13 protein-coding genes are annotated in these 14,557 nt (G+C 37.3%); 8 read left to right on the forward strand and 5 right to left on the reverse strand.

Annotated elements, in window-relative coordinates:
* Nucleotides 1-59: 59 nt before the first annotated feature.
* Both LNN34_RS05880 and LNN34_RS05885 read right to left on the reverse strand, forming a co-directional pair.
* On the reverse strand, nucleotides 60-293 hold the full coding sequence (locus LNN34_RS05880) for a hypothetical protein (protein WP_127696876.1): 234 nt from the start codon (nucleotides 291-293) through the stop codon (nucleotides 60-62).
* 199 nt (nucleotides 294-492) lie between these two features.
* Entirely contained in the window at nucleotides 493-996 is a 504-nt protein-coding gene (locus LNN34_RS05885; protein WP_229042971.1) for a DinB family protein, read from the reverse strand.
* A gap of 329 nt (nucleotides 997-1,325) precedes the next feature.
* Between LNN34_RS05885 and LNN34_RS05890 the strand changes: the two genes are divergently transcribed.
* From LNN34_RS05890 to LNN34_RS05900, 3 genes are all read left to right on the forward strand, one after another.
* Nucleotides 1,326-1,946: a lytic polysaccharide monooxygenase auxiliary activity family 9 protein gene (locus tag LNN34_RS05890; RefSeq protein ID WP_099043387.1), complete on the forward strand. Its 621-nt coding sequence runs from the start codon at nucleotides 1,326-1,328 to the stop codon at nucleotides 1,944-1,946.
* Nucleotides 1,947-2,532: 586 nt separating this feature from the next.
* Entirely contained in the window at nucleotides 2,533-2,808 is a 276-nt protein-coding gene (locus tag LNN34_RS05895; protein WP_044155612.1) for a hypothetical protein, read from the forward strand.
* An 84-nt stretch (nucleotides 2,809-2,892) separates the two neighbouring features.
* Nucleotides 2,893-3,288, forward strand: coding sequence for a UPF0715 family protein (locus LNN34_RS05900; protein WP_229042972.1), 396 nt, complete (start codon nucleotides 2,893-2,895; stop codon nucleotides 3,286-3,288).
* A gap of 12 nt (nucleotides 3,289-3,300) precedes the next feature.
* Here the strand turns inward: LNN34_RS05900 and LNN34_RS05905 are convergent, their stop codons facing one another.
* On the reverse strand, nucleotides 3,301-3,531 hold the full coding sequence (locus tag LNN34_RS05905) for a membrane protein (protein WP_044155615.1): 231 nt from the start codon (nucleotides 3,529-3,531) through the stop codon (nucleotides 3,301-3,303).
* Between the two features lie 541 nt (nucleotides 3,532-4,072).
* Here LNN34_RS05905 and LNN34_RS05915 point away from each other — a divergent pair.
* The 3 genes from LNN34_RS05915 to xynB all read left to right on the forward strand — a co-directional run bounded on the left by LNN34_RS05915 (nucleotide 4,073) and on the right by xynB (nucleotide 7,947).
* Complete coding sequence (locus LNN34_RS05915; protein WP_059336546.1) at nucleotides 4,073-4,354, forward strand: hypothetical protein; 282 nt, start codon at nucleotides 4,073-4,075, stop codon at nucleotides 4,352-4,354.
* A 569-nt stretch (nucleotides 4,355-4,923) separates the two neighbouring features.
* A complete protein-coding gene (locus LNN34_RS05920) occupies nucleotides 4,924-6,315 on the forward strand; it encodes an MFS transporter (protein WP_044155618.1) in 1,392 nt (463 codons plus the stop codon).
* 30 nt (nucleotides 6,316-6,345) lie between these two features.
* On the forward strand, nucleotides 6,346-7,947 hold the full coding sequence (xynB, locus tag LNN34_RS05925) for a xylan 1,4-beta-xylosidase (protein WP_069487370.1): 1,602 nt from the start codon (nucleotides 6,346-6,348) through the stop codon (nucleotides 7,945-7,947).
* Between the two features lie 149 nt (nucleotides 7,948-8,096).
* Here xynB and LNN34_RS05930 read toward each other — a convergent pair whose 3' ends face one another.
* On the reverse strand, nucleotides 8,097-9,251 hold the full coding sequence (locus tag LNN34_RS05930) for an ROK family protein (RefSeq protein WP_229042973.1): 1,155 nt from the start codon (nucleotides 9,249-9,251) through the stop codon (nucleotides 8,097-8,099).
* 257 nt (nucleotides 9,252-9,508) lie between these two features.
* On the opposite strand from LNN34_RS05930, the gene xylA reads away from it, so the two are divergent.
* Nucleotides 9,509-10,846, forward strand: a complete 1,338-nt coding sequence (gene xylA / locus LNN34_RS05935) for a xylose isomerase (RefSeq protein ID WP_229042974.1) — start codon at nucleotides 9,509-9,511, stop codon at nucleotides 10,844-10,846.
* A 161-nt stretch (nucleotides 10,847-11,007) separates the two neighbouring features.
* Nucleotides 11,008-12,513, forward strand: coding sequence for a xylulokinase (gene xylB / locus LNN34_RS05940; protein ID WP_229042975.1), 1,506 nt, complete (start codon nucleotides 11,008-11,010; stop codon nucleotides 12,511-12,513).
* 528 nt (nucleotides 12,514-13,041) lie between these two features.
* Here the strand turns inward: xylB and LNN34_RS05950 are convergent.
* Nucleotides 13,042-14,481: a flavin monoamine oxidase family protein gene (locus LNN34_RS05950; protein ID WP_229042976.1), complete on the reverse strand. Its 1,440-nt coding sequence runs from the start codon at nucleotides 14,479-14,481 to the stop codon at nucleotides 13,042-13,044.
* Nucleotides 14,482-14,557: the final 76 nt, after the last annotated feature.

Raw genomic sequence — 14,557 nt, forward strand, 5'->3', positions numbered from 1 at the left:
GCAGGAGACATTCTTACATGCAGGGCATTTTATTTGAGACAATTCTAGTAGGATTAAAACTATATATTTACTAATGTGTAAACCAATACAACGATGAACAAGAAATATGAAATATAAGAAATTGCTTTTGACGAACTTGCTTTATGTTTTTGGAGAGTATATATAAGTGCAAAACCCAAAAAGAAAACAGTCACAAACCAAGAAGTGTATTCAGGAAAGATTGCGACCAGCAACACGATGATCGTTGAAAAAATAAATGAGGAGTAATGAGTAACTTTTTGATCATGATTCAAAGAAATCACCTTATAAATTTTTACCCATTTTAATGTGTATCAAAACATTATTCAAAAAGGAGATAAGAAAATTGCCAGATATTATTTCTGATGTTAATCAACATTGATTAAATGAACAAAAGGAAGAGCATGTTTTGAAAAAAATCATCGAAACATGCTTTTATATTTTGTAATAGGTTAACTTCGTTATAAAGGCTGCTTACATTTGCGGGGGTTCCAAACCGAATTTTGTCCATTCCTCTTTAGCTGGACCATAAATACCTGGAACAGTTAATCCTGCTTGTCTCATAAGAACAGTCATTTGTCCTCGATGGTGATTTTGATGTTGAATCAAAAACATCAAAAGTGAACCCTTTGGCAATTGTTGACCAATAAAGTTGATACGTTCTTGAAGTGTATGATCAGTCCATTGGGTTGTTAATGCCTGTACAAACGCATTGCTGGCTTGATGATAGCTGTCTGCTATAAACTGAGCCGAAGTAGGAACAGGATAATCTTCAGCAGGGGCATGAAACGTTAAGTCTGTGTTTGAGGTAATGATGCGAATGGCAGCAACAGTATGCCAAGCAATACGGCCTAAAGTCCAATTTTGTGAAGTTATTGCTTGTTTAAGTGATTCATCAGTTAGACTATTTAGCAGTTTCTGTGTAGCGTCAGCTTCGAACTCCCAAGATTTAAAAAAATGGTCTAAGGTTTGAAACACAAAAATCCTCCTTATGATGTTTTGTTTTCTTTTTATAGCTTAATTATACCTACCCGTTTAGTTAAAAAGAACAAAACTTTAGACAAGAATTTTCTAAAGAAAAGAAGGCATCGCAACATTAATATAGACGTTACGACTTTATTTCAAAGTTACATGAATACATGTAATCAAGACGAAAAAAAGCTGTAGGAAGAACAAAAGAGCGGGGGAGTATGAAGTTTTTTAAGTGTTACGCCATCAAAAAAAAAAGAAGGAGTTTACCTGACATATAATGAATTATTATAGTAGGAAGAGAAAAATTTTACAGAAAAGGGAGGAATGAGTTGGTAATGAAGGGTTTTGTCAAAGGCGCTGTTCTAACTGCTGTTCTAAGTGTGGGTGCTACTTTATTTGCAGGTGATGTATCTGCACACGGGTATATAAAAGAACCTGCTAGTAGAGCGTACATGGGATCATTAGAAAAACAAATAATTGGTTGGACGGCAGCTACGCAAAAGTATGGTTCTGTAGTTGATAATCCTCAATCGGTAGAAGGACCAAAAGGGTTTCCAGCCGGAGGTCCGCCAGATGGAAAAATTGCATCGGCAAATGGAGGCTTTGGTCAAATTGACTTTGGGTTAGACAGGCAGACTGCAGATCATTGGGTAAAACAAAACATGCATGGAGGTCTAAACACCTTTACTTGGCACTATACTGCTCCTCACGCAACATCAAAATGGCACTATTATATAACCAAGAAAGATTGGAATCCAAACAAACCATTAACAAGAGATGAGTTTGAATTAATTGGAACAGTTGATCACGATGGTTCAAAGGCAGATACTAATCTTTCTCATAAGATTTATGTGCCAGCTGATCGCAGTGGTTATCATGTCATTCTAGGGGTGTGGGACGTTGCGGATACCTCTAATGCCTTTTATAACGTAATTGATGTAAACCTAATACAATGATGTTGAACCTCCATCGAACAAATCTTAATCCCAATGGACAAGAATATGAGGCTTAATCAGAAAATTGCCATCAAACTGGCACAGTGTATACCGCTAAGGTTTTAACAGCTGCCAATAGTTGTGACTATATCAGATAAGCCATCACCAGCTAGTGAAACGTTTACTGTAACAACGAAGGAAACTGTAACGGACCGGGAGAACACAGAGTGTTTGAGTGTGGAAGTACGAGAATCAAATGGGATGCTGTGAAGCTATTAAGAGGAGCTATCTATTGCAGATCGGTTAGATGTTCGTGCATCTGCCGATCTTTTTTTAATTTTAATTGAAGTCTACTCAATACATAGAATAGAATGGCATTAAGCTTCTTTACTTCCTTGATACTAACGAAAAAAAAATCATTTAGATAAAACATCTTTTCGGAATATGAGAAAAGAATTAAGCGCAGTGTGATCTGAGGCAAGGTTTGAGGCATCTTTTGAAAGTATTAATGAACCTGTTGTTGAAGCAATAGCATCGTAGACAATGACGTCTTAATATATTTTTATGAAAAATACGATTTTAAAGAGAACGGAGATTTACTTTTAATATGAATTTTAAAAAAGCTGCAGTCATATTTTCATTTGCTTTTCCAATTATCTCAGCTATATTAATAATTAATTTTTTGACTGGGATTATTTCAATGCCGTGGCAAGGAATGCCGGTATTGTTCCCTCTATTACTCTCACCTATAGGGATAATGCTGGCGTTAGGTTCAATCAAGACAAATAAACGGTGGGCTATATGGGGAATCATTTTAAATTCAATTTTGTTACTATTCCCTTTCTTCTTTTTTATAGGTGGAACTTTGTTATTCGGAGTCTAATTTTTAAAAAGTTGTGAAAATCGATGAAGATTTTGAACAATTGGATAACTGGTTAAAAAGGATACATGGTAGGGGGGGCTGATTTTGAGCCTCAATCAAAAGACGTTAAACAGTTATGTTTATACTCTGGTATTCTCGAGTTTGTCATATGGTCTAGTCTTTGGCTTGTATATGTTTGTTTATTCGGGATTTATGGCGATCGCCTTAATCACAATAGGCATCATTGCATTCTACTCTTTTATCACTTACTTAATATTTGCTTTCCCCTTACAATTATTACTAAGAAGAAATCCCAGAAAGTTCAGTTTGATCTATTTTTTCATTTATACAGCAGTAGCTTTTTTAGCTGTGTTCGTGTTCTGGTTTGTTGATTATCCGCCTAGTGCTCTTACAGTGTTCAAGAGCTTAAATTATTACATAATGAGCATTGTTGCTGCGTTAATTTATTGGGTCTGGGATTCCATATGCCTGCGGAATTAGTTTATCTACTATTTAAATCATGCATTTCACAACGTTCACAACAAGTATAAAAGCCGCTGATCCGAACAACAAATACGCAGACCTTGTTTGTTTCTTTGAAAGTGTCTCCACTCCCATTAAAACAAAGAGAAGGGCAACTAATACTTGGAGAGAAACCAAGAGGAATTCACTTTGATTGTATAAAGAATATACACATAGAATTAAAGCTGCACATGAAATCAGTATTTTTGAAGCTTTAAGCAAAGAACCACTCCTTGGAAGTTTTATTAAACCATAACACGGTATGAGCATTTATTGGAGAGGAAAAAGCAAAAGAAGTGTTTTATTTAAAATTGGGGGAGTTGACTTGAACATTTTTATTTGGATTGCCATGTTTATAGCTATTTTTGGCGGCTCTTATGCAGGTTACAAAAGGAATAAAAAGAAAGAGCTTAAACAAGAAAAGTAAAGAATAAAAGTTCCTAGAAACAGACTGTGAGAATTCTTAAAGAATATTAAGTTAAAGGCTCTTTTCTATTCCACATCTCCGGCATTCACGTATGAATACACCGCTCTTTGCAGAGTTTTTGAATAAAGCTAATCGCCATTATCGCAAGGGAAGGAGTGTTTATTTGTATTGGAATAGAGCGGAAAGAGAATGGTGAGTCAAAAAGCATGGCAGCTGAGAGGGTTTGTAGAGCGGGCTGCTATACTTGTAGACCTGTATCAAAAGCGGTTTAATAATGGAAACGGATTTAAAAAGGGGTGAAAAGCTATCAAAACATTAGTTGTATTATCCAGTTTTATGGGGATTGTGTTATCAATTATTGGACAAATATTTGGAATCCTAACTGATTTCTTTATTCCAGGCATTGCTCGATTTATAGGGGTAATAGCGGGTATTCTAGTGTTACTTAGTTTGAAGTCAAGAAATACAGAAATGCAGGCTTTTATATTAGGTTCAAGTACTGCGTTAGGAATAATGGGAGCAGGAATTTTATATGTTCCAGCTGCAATGATCAATGTCTTCATTAGTTTCAAACTAAACAAAAAGTTAAAAGAAGAGAACGTAAAGGAGCAGATCTGAATAGACTGCTTTTTGTTTTATTCAGAGTAAAGTTTATATGAATTTAAAAATTTCACAGGGTTCTTAGAAGGAATGAAATCTTTTTGAAGAGAATAATCAGGATATTTGAGAAACTGACTGTTTAAAAATAATCAATATTTGCTTCAGGAATTTAAATTTTCTGAAAAAACATTGAAAAAGTTGATAGGATTTTATAATATTAAGTCAAGTTAGTTTGTCTAATCAACAAACTAATGAAGATGACTTTATTAGTTCCATAAGATAAGGTTACTTCTAAAGGGGGAATAAGAGGCTCGATTCAATGGGAGCTAAACAATATATAAAACAAAAGAGTGTTGTATCTTTAATCCTTTCCAAAGTATACGGGTGCAACTAAAAAGATGAATTTACTGCTTGCTGATTAGATCGCTTTGTACGATGAAAAATGCACTGTGAAATTAAACCACTCATATTTTTTGTGATTTATTGAAAGCGCTTTTATAAACAATTGCCGGCCGAGGTGAGTTTGAGAAATTTTTATACCATTGCATACTGTTCCTTATTTAATGATCGAAAAGGGAGGAAAGATCATGGTCAGTGAAAATGTAAAGAAGATTAGCATGACTGAAAAAGTTGGCTATGCTTCTGGAGATTTTGCATGTAATTTAATTTATGCAACGGTGTCTACTTATCTTTTGTTCTTCTATACAGATGTATTTGGTTTATCGGCAGCAGCAGCCGGTACCATGTTCTTAGTGGTTAGAATCATCGACGCTCTCGCTGACCCTTTTATTGGAACAGTAGTAGACAGAACAAATAGCAGGTTTGGACGCTTTAGACCGTATCTTTTATTCGGAGCTTTCCCATTTGTCATACTGGCAATACTCTGTTTTACAACACCAGATTTTTCAGATATGGGGAAATTAATATATGCCTATATGACCTATGTTGGCTTGTCGCTTACATACACAACGATTAACGTGCCATATGGCGCGTTAACTTCTGCAATGACTAGAAATAATCAAGAAGTGGTTAGTATAACATCAGTTCGTATGTTATTTGCGAATCTTGGGGGACTTGTCGTTGCATTTTTTGTTCCCTTATTGGCTGCTTATTTAAGCGATACTTCCGGCAACGAATCTCTTGGCTGGCAGCTAACCATGGGTATTTTAGGATTGATAGGAGGGTGCCTTTTAATCTTTTGTTTTAAAAGCACAAAAGAGCGTGTCACTCTTCAAAAATCCGAAGAAAAAATTAAATTTACGGATATATTTGAGCAGTTTCGTGTTAATCGTCCACTTGTTGTATTAAGTATTTTCTTTATTATTATTTTTGGAGTGAATTCCATCAGTAATTCGGTTGGCATTTATTACGTAACGTATAACTTAGAAAGAGAGGATTTGGTGAAGTGGTACGGTTTGATAGGAAGTTTGCCCGCTTTGGTCATTTTACCGTTTATTCCAAGGCTTCATCAATTTTTGGGGAAGAAGAAATTACTAAACTATGCTTTATTACTGAATATAATCGGCCTCTTAGCTTTACTGTTTGTTCCGCCAAGTAATGTATATCTCATACTTTTCTGTCGCTTAATCGCTGCTGCTGGAAGTCTCACTGCCGGGGGATATATGTGGGCGCTTATTCCTGAAACAATAGAATATGGAGAGTACAGGACTGGGAAAAGAATGGGTGGGCTTATTTACGCTATCATCGGATTTTTCTTTAAGTTTGGTATGGCCTTAGGAGGAGTTGTTCCGGGTCTGGTTCTTGATAAGTTTGGATATGTGGCAAATCAGGCACAAACCCCGGCGGCATTAACGGGGATTTTAATTACAACAACCATTATTCCCGTGTTCTTGCTGGCTCTGGCTTTAATTGATATTAATTTCTATAACTTAGATGAGAAAAAATATAAAAACATGGTTCGAGAATTAGAGAATAGAGACAAAGTTTATTTGGATCATATTGATGATTTCAAAGCTTAAAAAAGAAAATAGACTGAGGAGGAGTCCCAAATGAAGATTACCAATCCAGTACTTAAAGGATTTAATCCCGATCCAAGTATTTGCAGGGCAGGGGAGGATTATTATATCGCTGTATCTACATTTGAGTGGTTTCCAGGTGTCCAGATACACCATTCAAAAGATTTAGTGAATTGGCGCTTAGTCGCACATCCTTTACAGAGAGTTTCACAATTAGACATGAAAGGAAACCCTAATTCAGGCGGGGTATGGGCACCATGTTTAAGTTACAGTGACGGAAAGTTTTGGCTGATCTATACGGATGTTAAGGTCGTAGATGGCGCCTGGAAAGATTGTCACAATTATTTAGTGACTTGCGAAACGATTAATGGCGATTGGGGGGAGCCGATCAAATTAAATAGCTCAGGATTTGATGCTTCTTTGTTCCATGATACGGATGGAAAAAAATATTTATTAAATATGTTATGGGATCAGCGTATTGATCGGCACTCCTTTGGAGGCATTGTCATGCAGGAATATTCTGATAAGGAGCAAAAACTAATCGGTAAACCGAAAGTGATATTTAAAGGAACTGAAAGAAAGCTGACAGAAGCGCCGCACCTTTACCGTATCGGGAACTATTATTATTTATTGACTGCAGAAGGAGGAACACGGTTTGAACACGCTGCTACAATTGCCCGTTCTAAAAATATTGAGGGACCATATGAAGTTCATCCCGATAATCCAATCTTAACATCATGGCATGATCCAGGAAATCCATTGCAAAAATGCGGTCATGCATCCATTGTTCAAACACATACAGATGAGTGGTATTTAGCTCATTTAACGGGACGTCCTATTCATCCTGACGATGATTCAATTTTTCAGCAGAGAGGATATTGCCCTTTAGGCAGAGAAACAGCTATTCAAAAACTGGATTGGAAAGATGAATGGCCTTATGTAGTAGGTGGAAAAGAAGGAAGCTTGGAGGTAGAAGCGCCTTCTATACCTAATACAATGTTTCAAGCAACGTACCCGGAAGTTGATGAATTTGAGGACTCAACATTAAATATAAATTTTCAAACTTTAAGGATCCCGTTTACGAATGAATTAGGTTCATTAACTCAAGTGCCAAATCATTTACGATTATACGGTCATGAATCATTAACCTCGACTTTTACTCAGGCATTTGTGGCCAGACGTTGGCAAAGTCTCCATTTTGAAGCAGAAACGGCTGTTGAGTTTTATCCGGAGAATTTTCAACAAGCTGCTGGATTGGTGAACTATTACAATACAGAAAACTGGACGGCTCTTCAAGTCACGCATGATGAAGACCTTGGCCGTATTCTTGAATTAACAATATGTGATAACTTTTCTTTTTCACAACCATTAAAAAATAAAATTGTTATTCCTCGTGAAGTAAAGTATGTATATTTAAAAGTAAATATTGAAAAGGAAAATTATTATTATTTTTATTCTTTTAACAAAGAAGATTGGCACAAAATTGACATTGCATTGGAATCGAAAAAATTATCAGATGATTACATCCGTGGAGGAGGATTTTTCACGGGAGCCTTTGTAGGGATGCAATGCCAAGATACCAGTGGTAACAATATTCCGGCCGACTTTAGATATTTTCGCTATAAAGAAAAATAATTTGTGCATGAAAAAAGGAGACTTCTATTTTAGAACTCCTTTTTTCATATCCTTCAGAAATACTCCTATTCAACATTAATATAACAAACAAAAAGCTCATCTTTAAAGATGAGCGCAGGACACAGAGATCTGTACATTTTAATCATAAATTACATTGTAACCATATCCAGAAATTGATCAATAACAATAGAGGACATTCCTAATGCCGGTGCATTTTTTCCTAAGAAAGACGGTAATAATTCATAGCTATTGCCTAATTGGGAATAAACCCTGGACGACACTTCACTTCTAATTGAATTTAAAACCATAGGATGCGATTCAATTATGCTGTTTCTTAAAATGATGGCTTGAGGATTGAATGTATTTAGAATATTGGTAAGGCCTATTCCTAAATAGAATCCAAAATTCTGTAATGCATTTAAAGTTCCGATATCATTCCGGTGGGCAAGGTCTATAATATCTTGATAGGACATTTTTTTCTCTTTAGTCTGAAGAGATTTTAATAAAGCCTTCTCAGAAGCATACAATTCCCAGCAGCCTCGGTTTCCGCAACTGCATTTAGGGCCATTAAAGTCTATTGTCATATGTCCCATTTCTCCAGAGAATCCGCTGACCCCTCTATATAAATCATTGTTGATAATAACACCGATCCCTATCCCTGTACTGACACTTGCATAAATAATGTTATCGTGATTTTTTGCAGCACCGAATACTTTTTCTCCATATGCCCCAGCATTCGCCTCATTTTCAATAAAAACGGGCACATTGAACTTCTCTTGTATGAAAGATTTTAAGTCAATATCTCTCCAGTTGGAGTTCGGAGTGAAAACAATTTTTTGATTTTTATCAACTAGTCCAGGCACGCATATGCCTATACCAGTAAGCCCGTATGGAGATTGTGGCATATGCGTAATAAAGTGATGAATCATATCAATTAAAATGTCTTTGGTTTTTTCTGGAGAATTCGATTCCAAATGATGGTGCTGATCAAGAACGATCGTTCCTGCAAGGTCTGTTAAAATGCCATTAATATAATCCACACCAACATCTATTCCTACGCAGTATCCTGCCTTTTTATTAAAAACAAGCATGACAGGTCTTCTTCCGCCACTTGATTGTCCCTGACCAATTTCAAATACAAGATTTTCTTTCATTAACGTGTTTACCTGTGATGAAACAGTTGATTTATTTAATCCAGTCTTTTCAGATAATTTTGCTCTTGAAATAGGTGAATTTTTAAGAATTTCTTTTAATAATAACTTTTGATTTACTTTTTTGACAAAGGTTTGATCAGCGATAACCACTTAATCCACTCCATTTGTATAATCTTTAAATTAAGTTGAAATGTATTGTTTTCAGTATGAGACATAGTACATAGCGAATCTTACCTTTACTATATCTAATGTGTTCATAAAAAACAAAAAAAATATTGAAAATACTGATGAGGTTATATAAGATGAAAATAAGTTAGTTTGTTCGGACAACAAACTAACAGACAACTTACTTACAATATGAAATAAAACGTGCATGTATTTGAAATGATTTTTAAGGGGGAAATAACATGGCTCAATCTTATTCTAGTTCAGTCAACTATTTTGAAAGCGTAAACAAAGTGGTTTACGAAGGGAAAGATTCCACTAATCCTTTAGCATTTAAATATTATAATTCTCAAGAAGTAATTGGCGGAAAAATGATGAAAGAGCACTTGCGATTTTCTATTGCCTATTGGCATACATTTACCGCTGATGGAACAGACGTTTTTGGGGCAGCTACGATGCAAAGACCATGGGATCACTATAAAGGAATGGATCTGGCGAAGGCGAGAGTAGACGCAGCATTTGAGATGTTTGAAAAACTAGATGCACCATTCTTTGCTTTTCATGACCGAGATGTTGCACCAGAAGGAAGTACGTTAAAAGAGACAAATCAAAATTTAGATATCATCGTGGGTATGATTAAAGAGTATATGAGAAATAGCAACGTTAAGCTATTATGGAATACTGCAAACATGTTCACGAATCCCCGCTTCGTCCATGGTGCGGCGACTTCCTGCAATGCAGATGTGTTTGCGTATGCTGCAGCACAAGTAAAAAAAGGGTTAGAAACAGCAAAAGAGCTTGGTGCCGAGAACTATGTATTTTGGGGCGGACGTGAAGGATATGAAACATTGTTAAATACCGATTTAAAATTGGAGCTTGATAATTTGGCGAGATTCATGCATATGGCAGTGGATTATGCGAAGGAAATCGGATATACAGGGCAGTTTTTGATTGAGCCAAAACCAAAAGAGCCGACCACTCATCAATATGATACAGATGCAGCAACAACCATTGCCTTTTTAAAGCAATATGGCTTAGACAATCATTTTAAATTAAATCTCGAAGCCAATCATGCCACCTTAGCAGGGCATACATTTGAACATGAATTACGGATGGCAAGAGTACATGGTCTTCTTGGCTCTGTTGACGCGAATCAGGGTGATCCTCTTTTAGGCTGGGATACAGATGAATTTCCGACGGATTTATATTCTACGACATTAGCAATGTACGAAATCCTGCAAAATGGCGGCCTTGGAAGCGGTGGATTAAACTTCGATGCGAAGGTGAGAAGGTCTTCTTTTGAGCCTGATGATTTAATATATTCCCATGTTGCAGGGATGGATGCATTTGCAAGAGGATTGAGAGTAGCCCATAAATTGATCGAAGATCGTGTGTTTGATGATGTGATTCAACATCGTTATCGCAGCTTTTCTGAAGGAATTGGTCTTGAAATTACAGAAGGAAGAGCTAATTTCCATACTCTTGAGAAATATGCGCTAAATAATAAAGCAATTAAAAACGAATCAGGAAGACAGGAGCGATTAAAAGCTATATTGAACCAATACATTTTAGAAGTATAACAGATAAAGAGAACTGCTATAAAAAGGTATAGCATGATAGCCAATACCTGAGATTACCCGTCATGATCCCTTAACTTTTGCTTATTGTTATGACGGGTAATTTCTATAACTGGGCATTTATTTAGAGTGAATGGTTTTTTATAAGGGTAAGGGGTGAAAAAATGAAGTATGTCATTGGAATAGATCTTGGAACGAGTGCTGTAAAAACGATTTTAGTTAATCAAAACGGCAAGGTTTGTGCAGAAACGTCCAGAAGTTATCCGCTCATTCAAGAGAAGGCGGGATATAGTGAGCAAAATCCTGAAGACTGGGTGCAGCAAACAATTGATGCATTGACTGAATTGGTGTCCATATCCAACGTTCAAGCCAAGGATATTGACGGGATAAGTTATTCAGGACAAATGCATGGGTTAGTACTGCTTGACCAAGATCGGCAGGTGTTACGTCATGCGATTCTTTGGAATGACACCAGAACCACGCCTCAATGTATTAAGATGACCGAGAAATTCGGTGATCATCTGCTTAACATCACAAAAAACCGTGCTTTAGAAGGGTTTACATTACCTAAAATCTTATGGGTGAAGGAACATGAGCCTGAACTTTTTAAAAAAACGGCTGTTTTTTTGCTTCCGAAAGACTATGTGAGATTTCGTATGACCGGTGCCATTCACACCGAATACTCCGATGCAGCAGGAACGTTACTTTTACATATTACTCGCAAGGAGTGGAGCGATGATATTTGCAATCGATTTGGCATTTCTGCAGATATTTGTCCTCCGCTTGTTGAATCTCATGATTGTGTAGGATCGCTGCTTCCGAACGTTGCGGCGGAGACAGGGCTGTCGGAAAAAACAAAAGTGTACGCTGGGGGAGCAGATAATGCTTGTGGTGCGATTGGAGCCGGCATTCTTTCTTCCGGAAAAACATTATGCAGTATTGGAACGTCAGGGGTCATACTTTCATACGAAGAAGGCGAAGAAAGAGACTTTAAAGGGAAAGTGCACTTTTTTAATCATGGAAAAAAGGATTCTTTTTATACGATGGGAGTCACGCTCGCTGCAGGGTACAGCTTGGACTGGTTCAAAAGAACGTTTGCCCCAAACGAATCGTTTGAGCAATTATTGCAGGGGGTGGAATCTATTCCAATAGGAGCAAATGGACTGCTATACACTCCTTATTTGGTAGGTGAAAGAACGCCGCATGCTGATTCTTCTATTCGGGGAAGCTTAATTGGAATGGATGGAGCACATAAAAGAGAGCATTTTTTGAGGGCGGTTATGGAAGGCATTACATTCTCTTTACATGAATCAATTGAGCTATTTCGAGAAGCGGGAAAATCAGTGCATACTGTTGTTTCTATTGGTGGAGGAGCTAAAAATGAAACGTGGCTTCAAATGCAAGCTGATATTTTCAATGCGAGAGTGATAAAGTTGGCAAATGAACAAGGCCCGGCCATGGGTGCTGCTATGATAGCTGCCTTTGGAAGTAGGTGGTTTGAATCTCTTGAAGAGTGTGCAGAGCAGTTCATTCGCGAGGCTGCTACATTTTATCCAAAGGAAAAAAATGTTCAAAAATATAAAACACTATTCGATGTGTATAAGAAAATTTACGCTCACACAAAGGATCTAAATACAGCCTTGAAGAGCTTTCGAAAAAACCAATTATAAGTATGGTTCAAAAACAATGTGTTTTTTGTCAGGGGATCAACGAAAAAACAATTAACGACTAATCATCAACAAAGGCATTTGATGACAAAACTACAGCTCAAATCGGCTCCCAAGATGGCTATTGCGGAAGGATTATGGGAACACCAGTATGACGCTCAATAGCGGCGGCGCGTTTAGTGCCCAGTGAAGTAGCATTGGGAATGCTTTATTCGAAAAGGCAAGAAATTCGATACAACCAAGACTTACTCATAACTTGGAAACATGTCAATTCATTACAATGCAACCTTCAATCTGGAAGGAAATTCAAGCAGTAAATCATCCTTTTAAGATTTGATTCAAATCTGATTTGGTTTCAGTCCAAACTCTTGATTTACGATCAAATCGGAAGTATTGTCTACGCACAAACACCCCCTCACATTAAATGTGAAGGGGTGTTTGTGATTAGCTACACGATCTAATTGCTGTTTTAAAAAGCAATATCAAATCTATCTAAAGGAGTCGCTAAAACGGATATAAAAAACGTAGGATTTAAGTTATACGATTCACATCATACGCCGTTCGTATTCCGGATTCAATCGCTCCTTGCATCCATCCGTGAGTAAGTGAGGCGTGTTCTCCAGCGAAATGTATTTTCCCTTCAGGGGCAGGGATGTATGAATACAGCTGTAATTCCTGTCCTGGTTCGAAAGCTGTGAAACCCCCGGCTGAATATGGATTTTGGGTCCAGCTAAAAGAAGCGCCAGTAACAAACTCTGACCATACAACATCACCATAGATTTCCGATAAATTCATTAACGTATAGCGGAGGCGCTCTCCCTCTGAAAGACTGTCCCATATCAGTGCCTCATCCGCCCATGTGTAACTCGCTACAACGACAGCATGTCCATTCGAGCCAATGTCAATGCTGGGATAATACGAAAATCTAATCGGAAGATCAGTTATCGATTTGCCGCCGCGCTGCCCAGCTTTTTCCCAAAAACGGCTCTTAAACTCTATTCCGATTTTTGTTGCGGCAATATAGTTGAGTTCACGAATAGCCCGCCGTTTATAATAGGAAAATGAATCATATGGTTCAACTTGTACAAAACGCAATGTTGAAAATGGAATGGTTATGATAGCGAGATCGCCTGTCACTGCCAAATGTTTTGCTGTCTGTTGATGAATGCAGTTAACCGTAACATTGTTTTGGTTTTGAGATATTTTCACCATTTTATGATGGAAGACAGTATGTTCTGTTAATTGAGGAAGAAAGGCTTGAGGAAGCAGATCCATGCCGCCTGTTATTTCATAGAAGCGAGTTGGCGACGTATAAAAGATGGATTCCCGTAACACTTCAACAAGGGACATCCCCATATATGCTTCCATATCCAAAAGTACGCCGATCATATCGATTGCACCGTATGAAAAATAAGTATTCAAGTAAGAGCCTAACGAATGGTTCCGGTATTGTGTTTCAACAATCCGCCAATTTCTCGCAGGATCTCCATAAATAAAATTGAGGATAGGCTGCAATACAGAAAGCATCAGTTCTTCGGCCGTTTTTCTTTGTTCATTTGCTGCAACTGGGTATCTTAAGATACCCGGATTGCTTTCAAAATGAAGAAGACGTGTTTGAATGCCATTGGCGTAAATGATGTCCATTGGAGTTCTGTTCAAAAATACATTTGTTGGCAGGCTGAATTTTTTTATATATTCCAAGGTTAGAGTATGGGTATCCGGAATACGCATTGGTCCAGCATTGAAATACAGCCCGGCGCTGAAGGGAGATCGCAACGTGTAAACTCTGCCCCCGACTCTATCACTCGCTTCCAGAATCGTCACTTTATGTCCCGCATTCTTCAGTAAAGATGCAGAAACAAGCCCGGCCAACCCGGCGCCAACGATAATAATGTGCTTTGGGTATTGTGATGTGCTAAGACCATTTCTAATCATCGCAATCATGTCTTCGTTCTTTAGTAGAGAATTCATTTTTGTGAGGCACCCTCTTTTTTGATTTATTGCATTATATTCATTCAAAAGGGTATCTATCACGAACTATATCCTT

The sequence above is a fragment of the Bacillus sp. AF23 genome, assembly GCF_020861455.1.
In the GTDB taxonomy this organism is placed as follows: Bacteria; Bacillota; Bacilli; order Bacillales; family Bacillaceae; genus Bacillus; species Bacillus halotolerans.

Excerpts from the sequence above, each read along its gene's own strand:
- LNN34_RS05920 (WP_044155618.1), top strand. The coding sequence starts at position 4,924 with ATGGTCAGTGAAAATGTAAAGAAGATTAGCATGACTGAAAAAGTTGGC.
- LNN34_RS05895 (WP_044155612.1), top strand. The coding sequence starts at position 2,533 with ATGAATTTTAAAAAAGCTGCAGTCATATTTTCATTTGCTTTTCCAATT.
- LNN34_RS05950 (WP_229042976.1), bottom strand. The coding sequence starts at position 14,481 with ATGAATTCTCTACTAAAGAACGAAGACATGATTGCGATGATTAGAAAT.
- xylA (WP_229042974.1), top strand. The coding sequence starts at position 9,509 with ATGGCTCAATCTTATTCTAGTTCAGTCAACTATTTTGAAAGCGTAAAC.
- xylB (WP_229042975.1), top strand. The coding sequence starts at position 11,008 with ATGAAGTATGTCATTGGAATAGATCTTGGAACGAGTGCTGTAAAAACG.
- xynB (WP_069487370.1), top strand. The coding sequence starts at position 6,346 with ATGAAGATTACCAATCCAGTACTTAAAGGATTTAATCCCGATCCAAGT.
- LNN34_RS05890 (WP_099043387.1), top strand. The coding sequence starts at position 1,326 with ATGAAGGGTTTTGTCAAAGGCGCTGTTCTAACTGCTGTTCTAAGTGTG.
- LNN34_RS05915 (WP_059336546.1), top strand. The coding sequence starts at position 4,073 with ATGGGGATTGTGTTATCAATTATTGGACAAATATTTGGAATCCTAACT.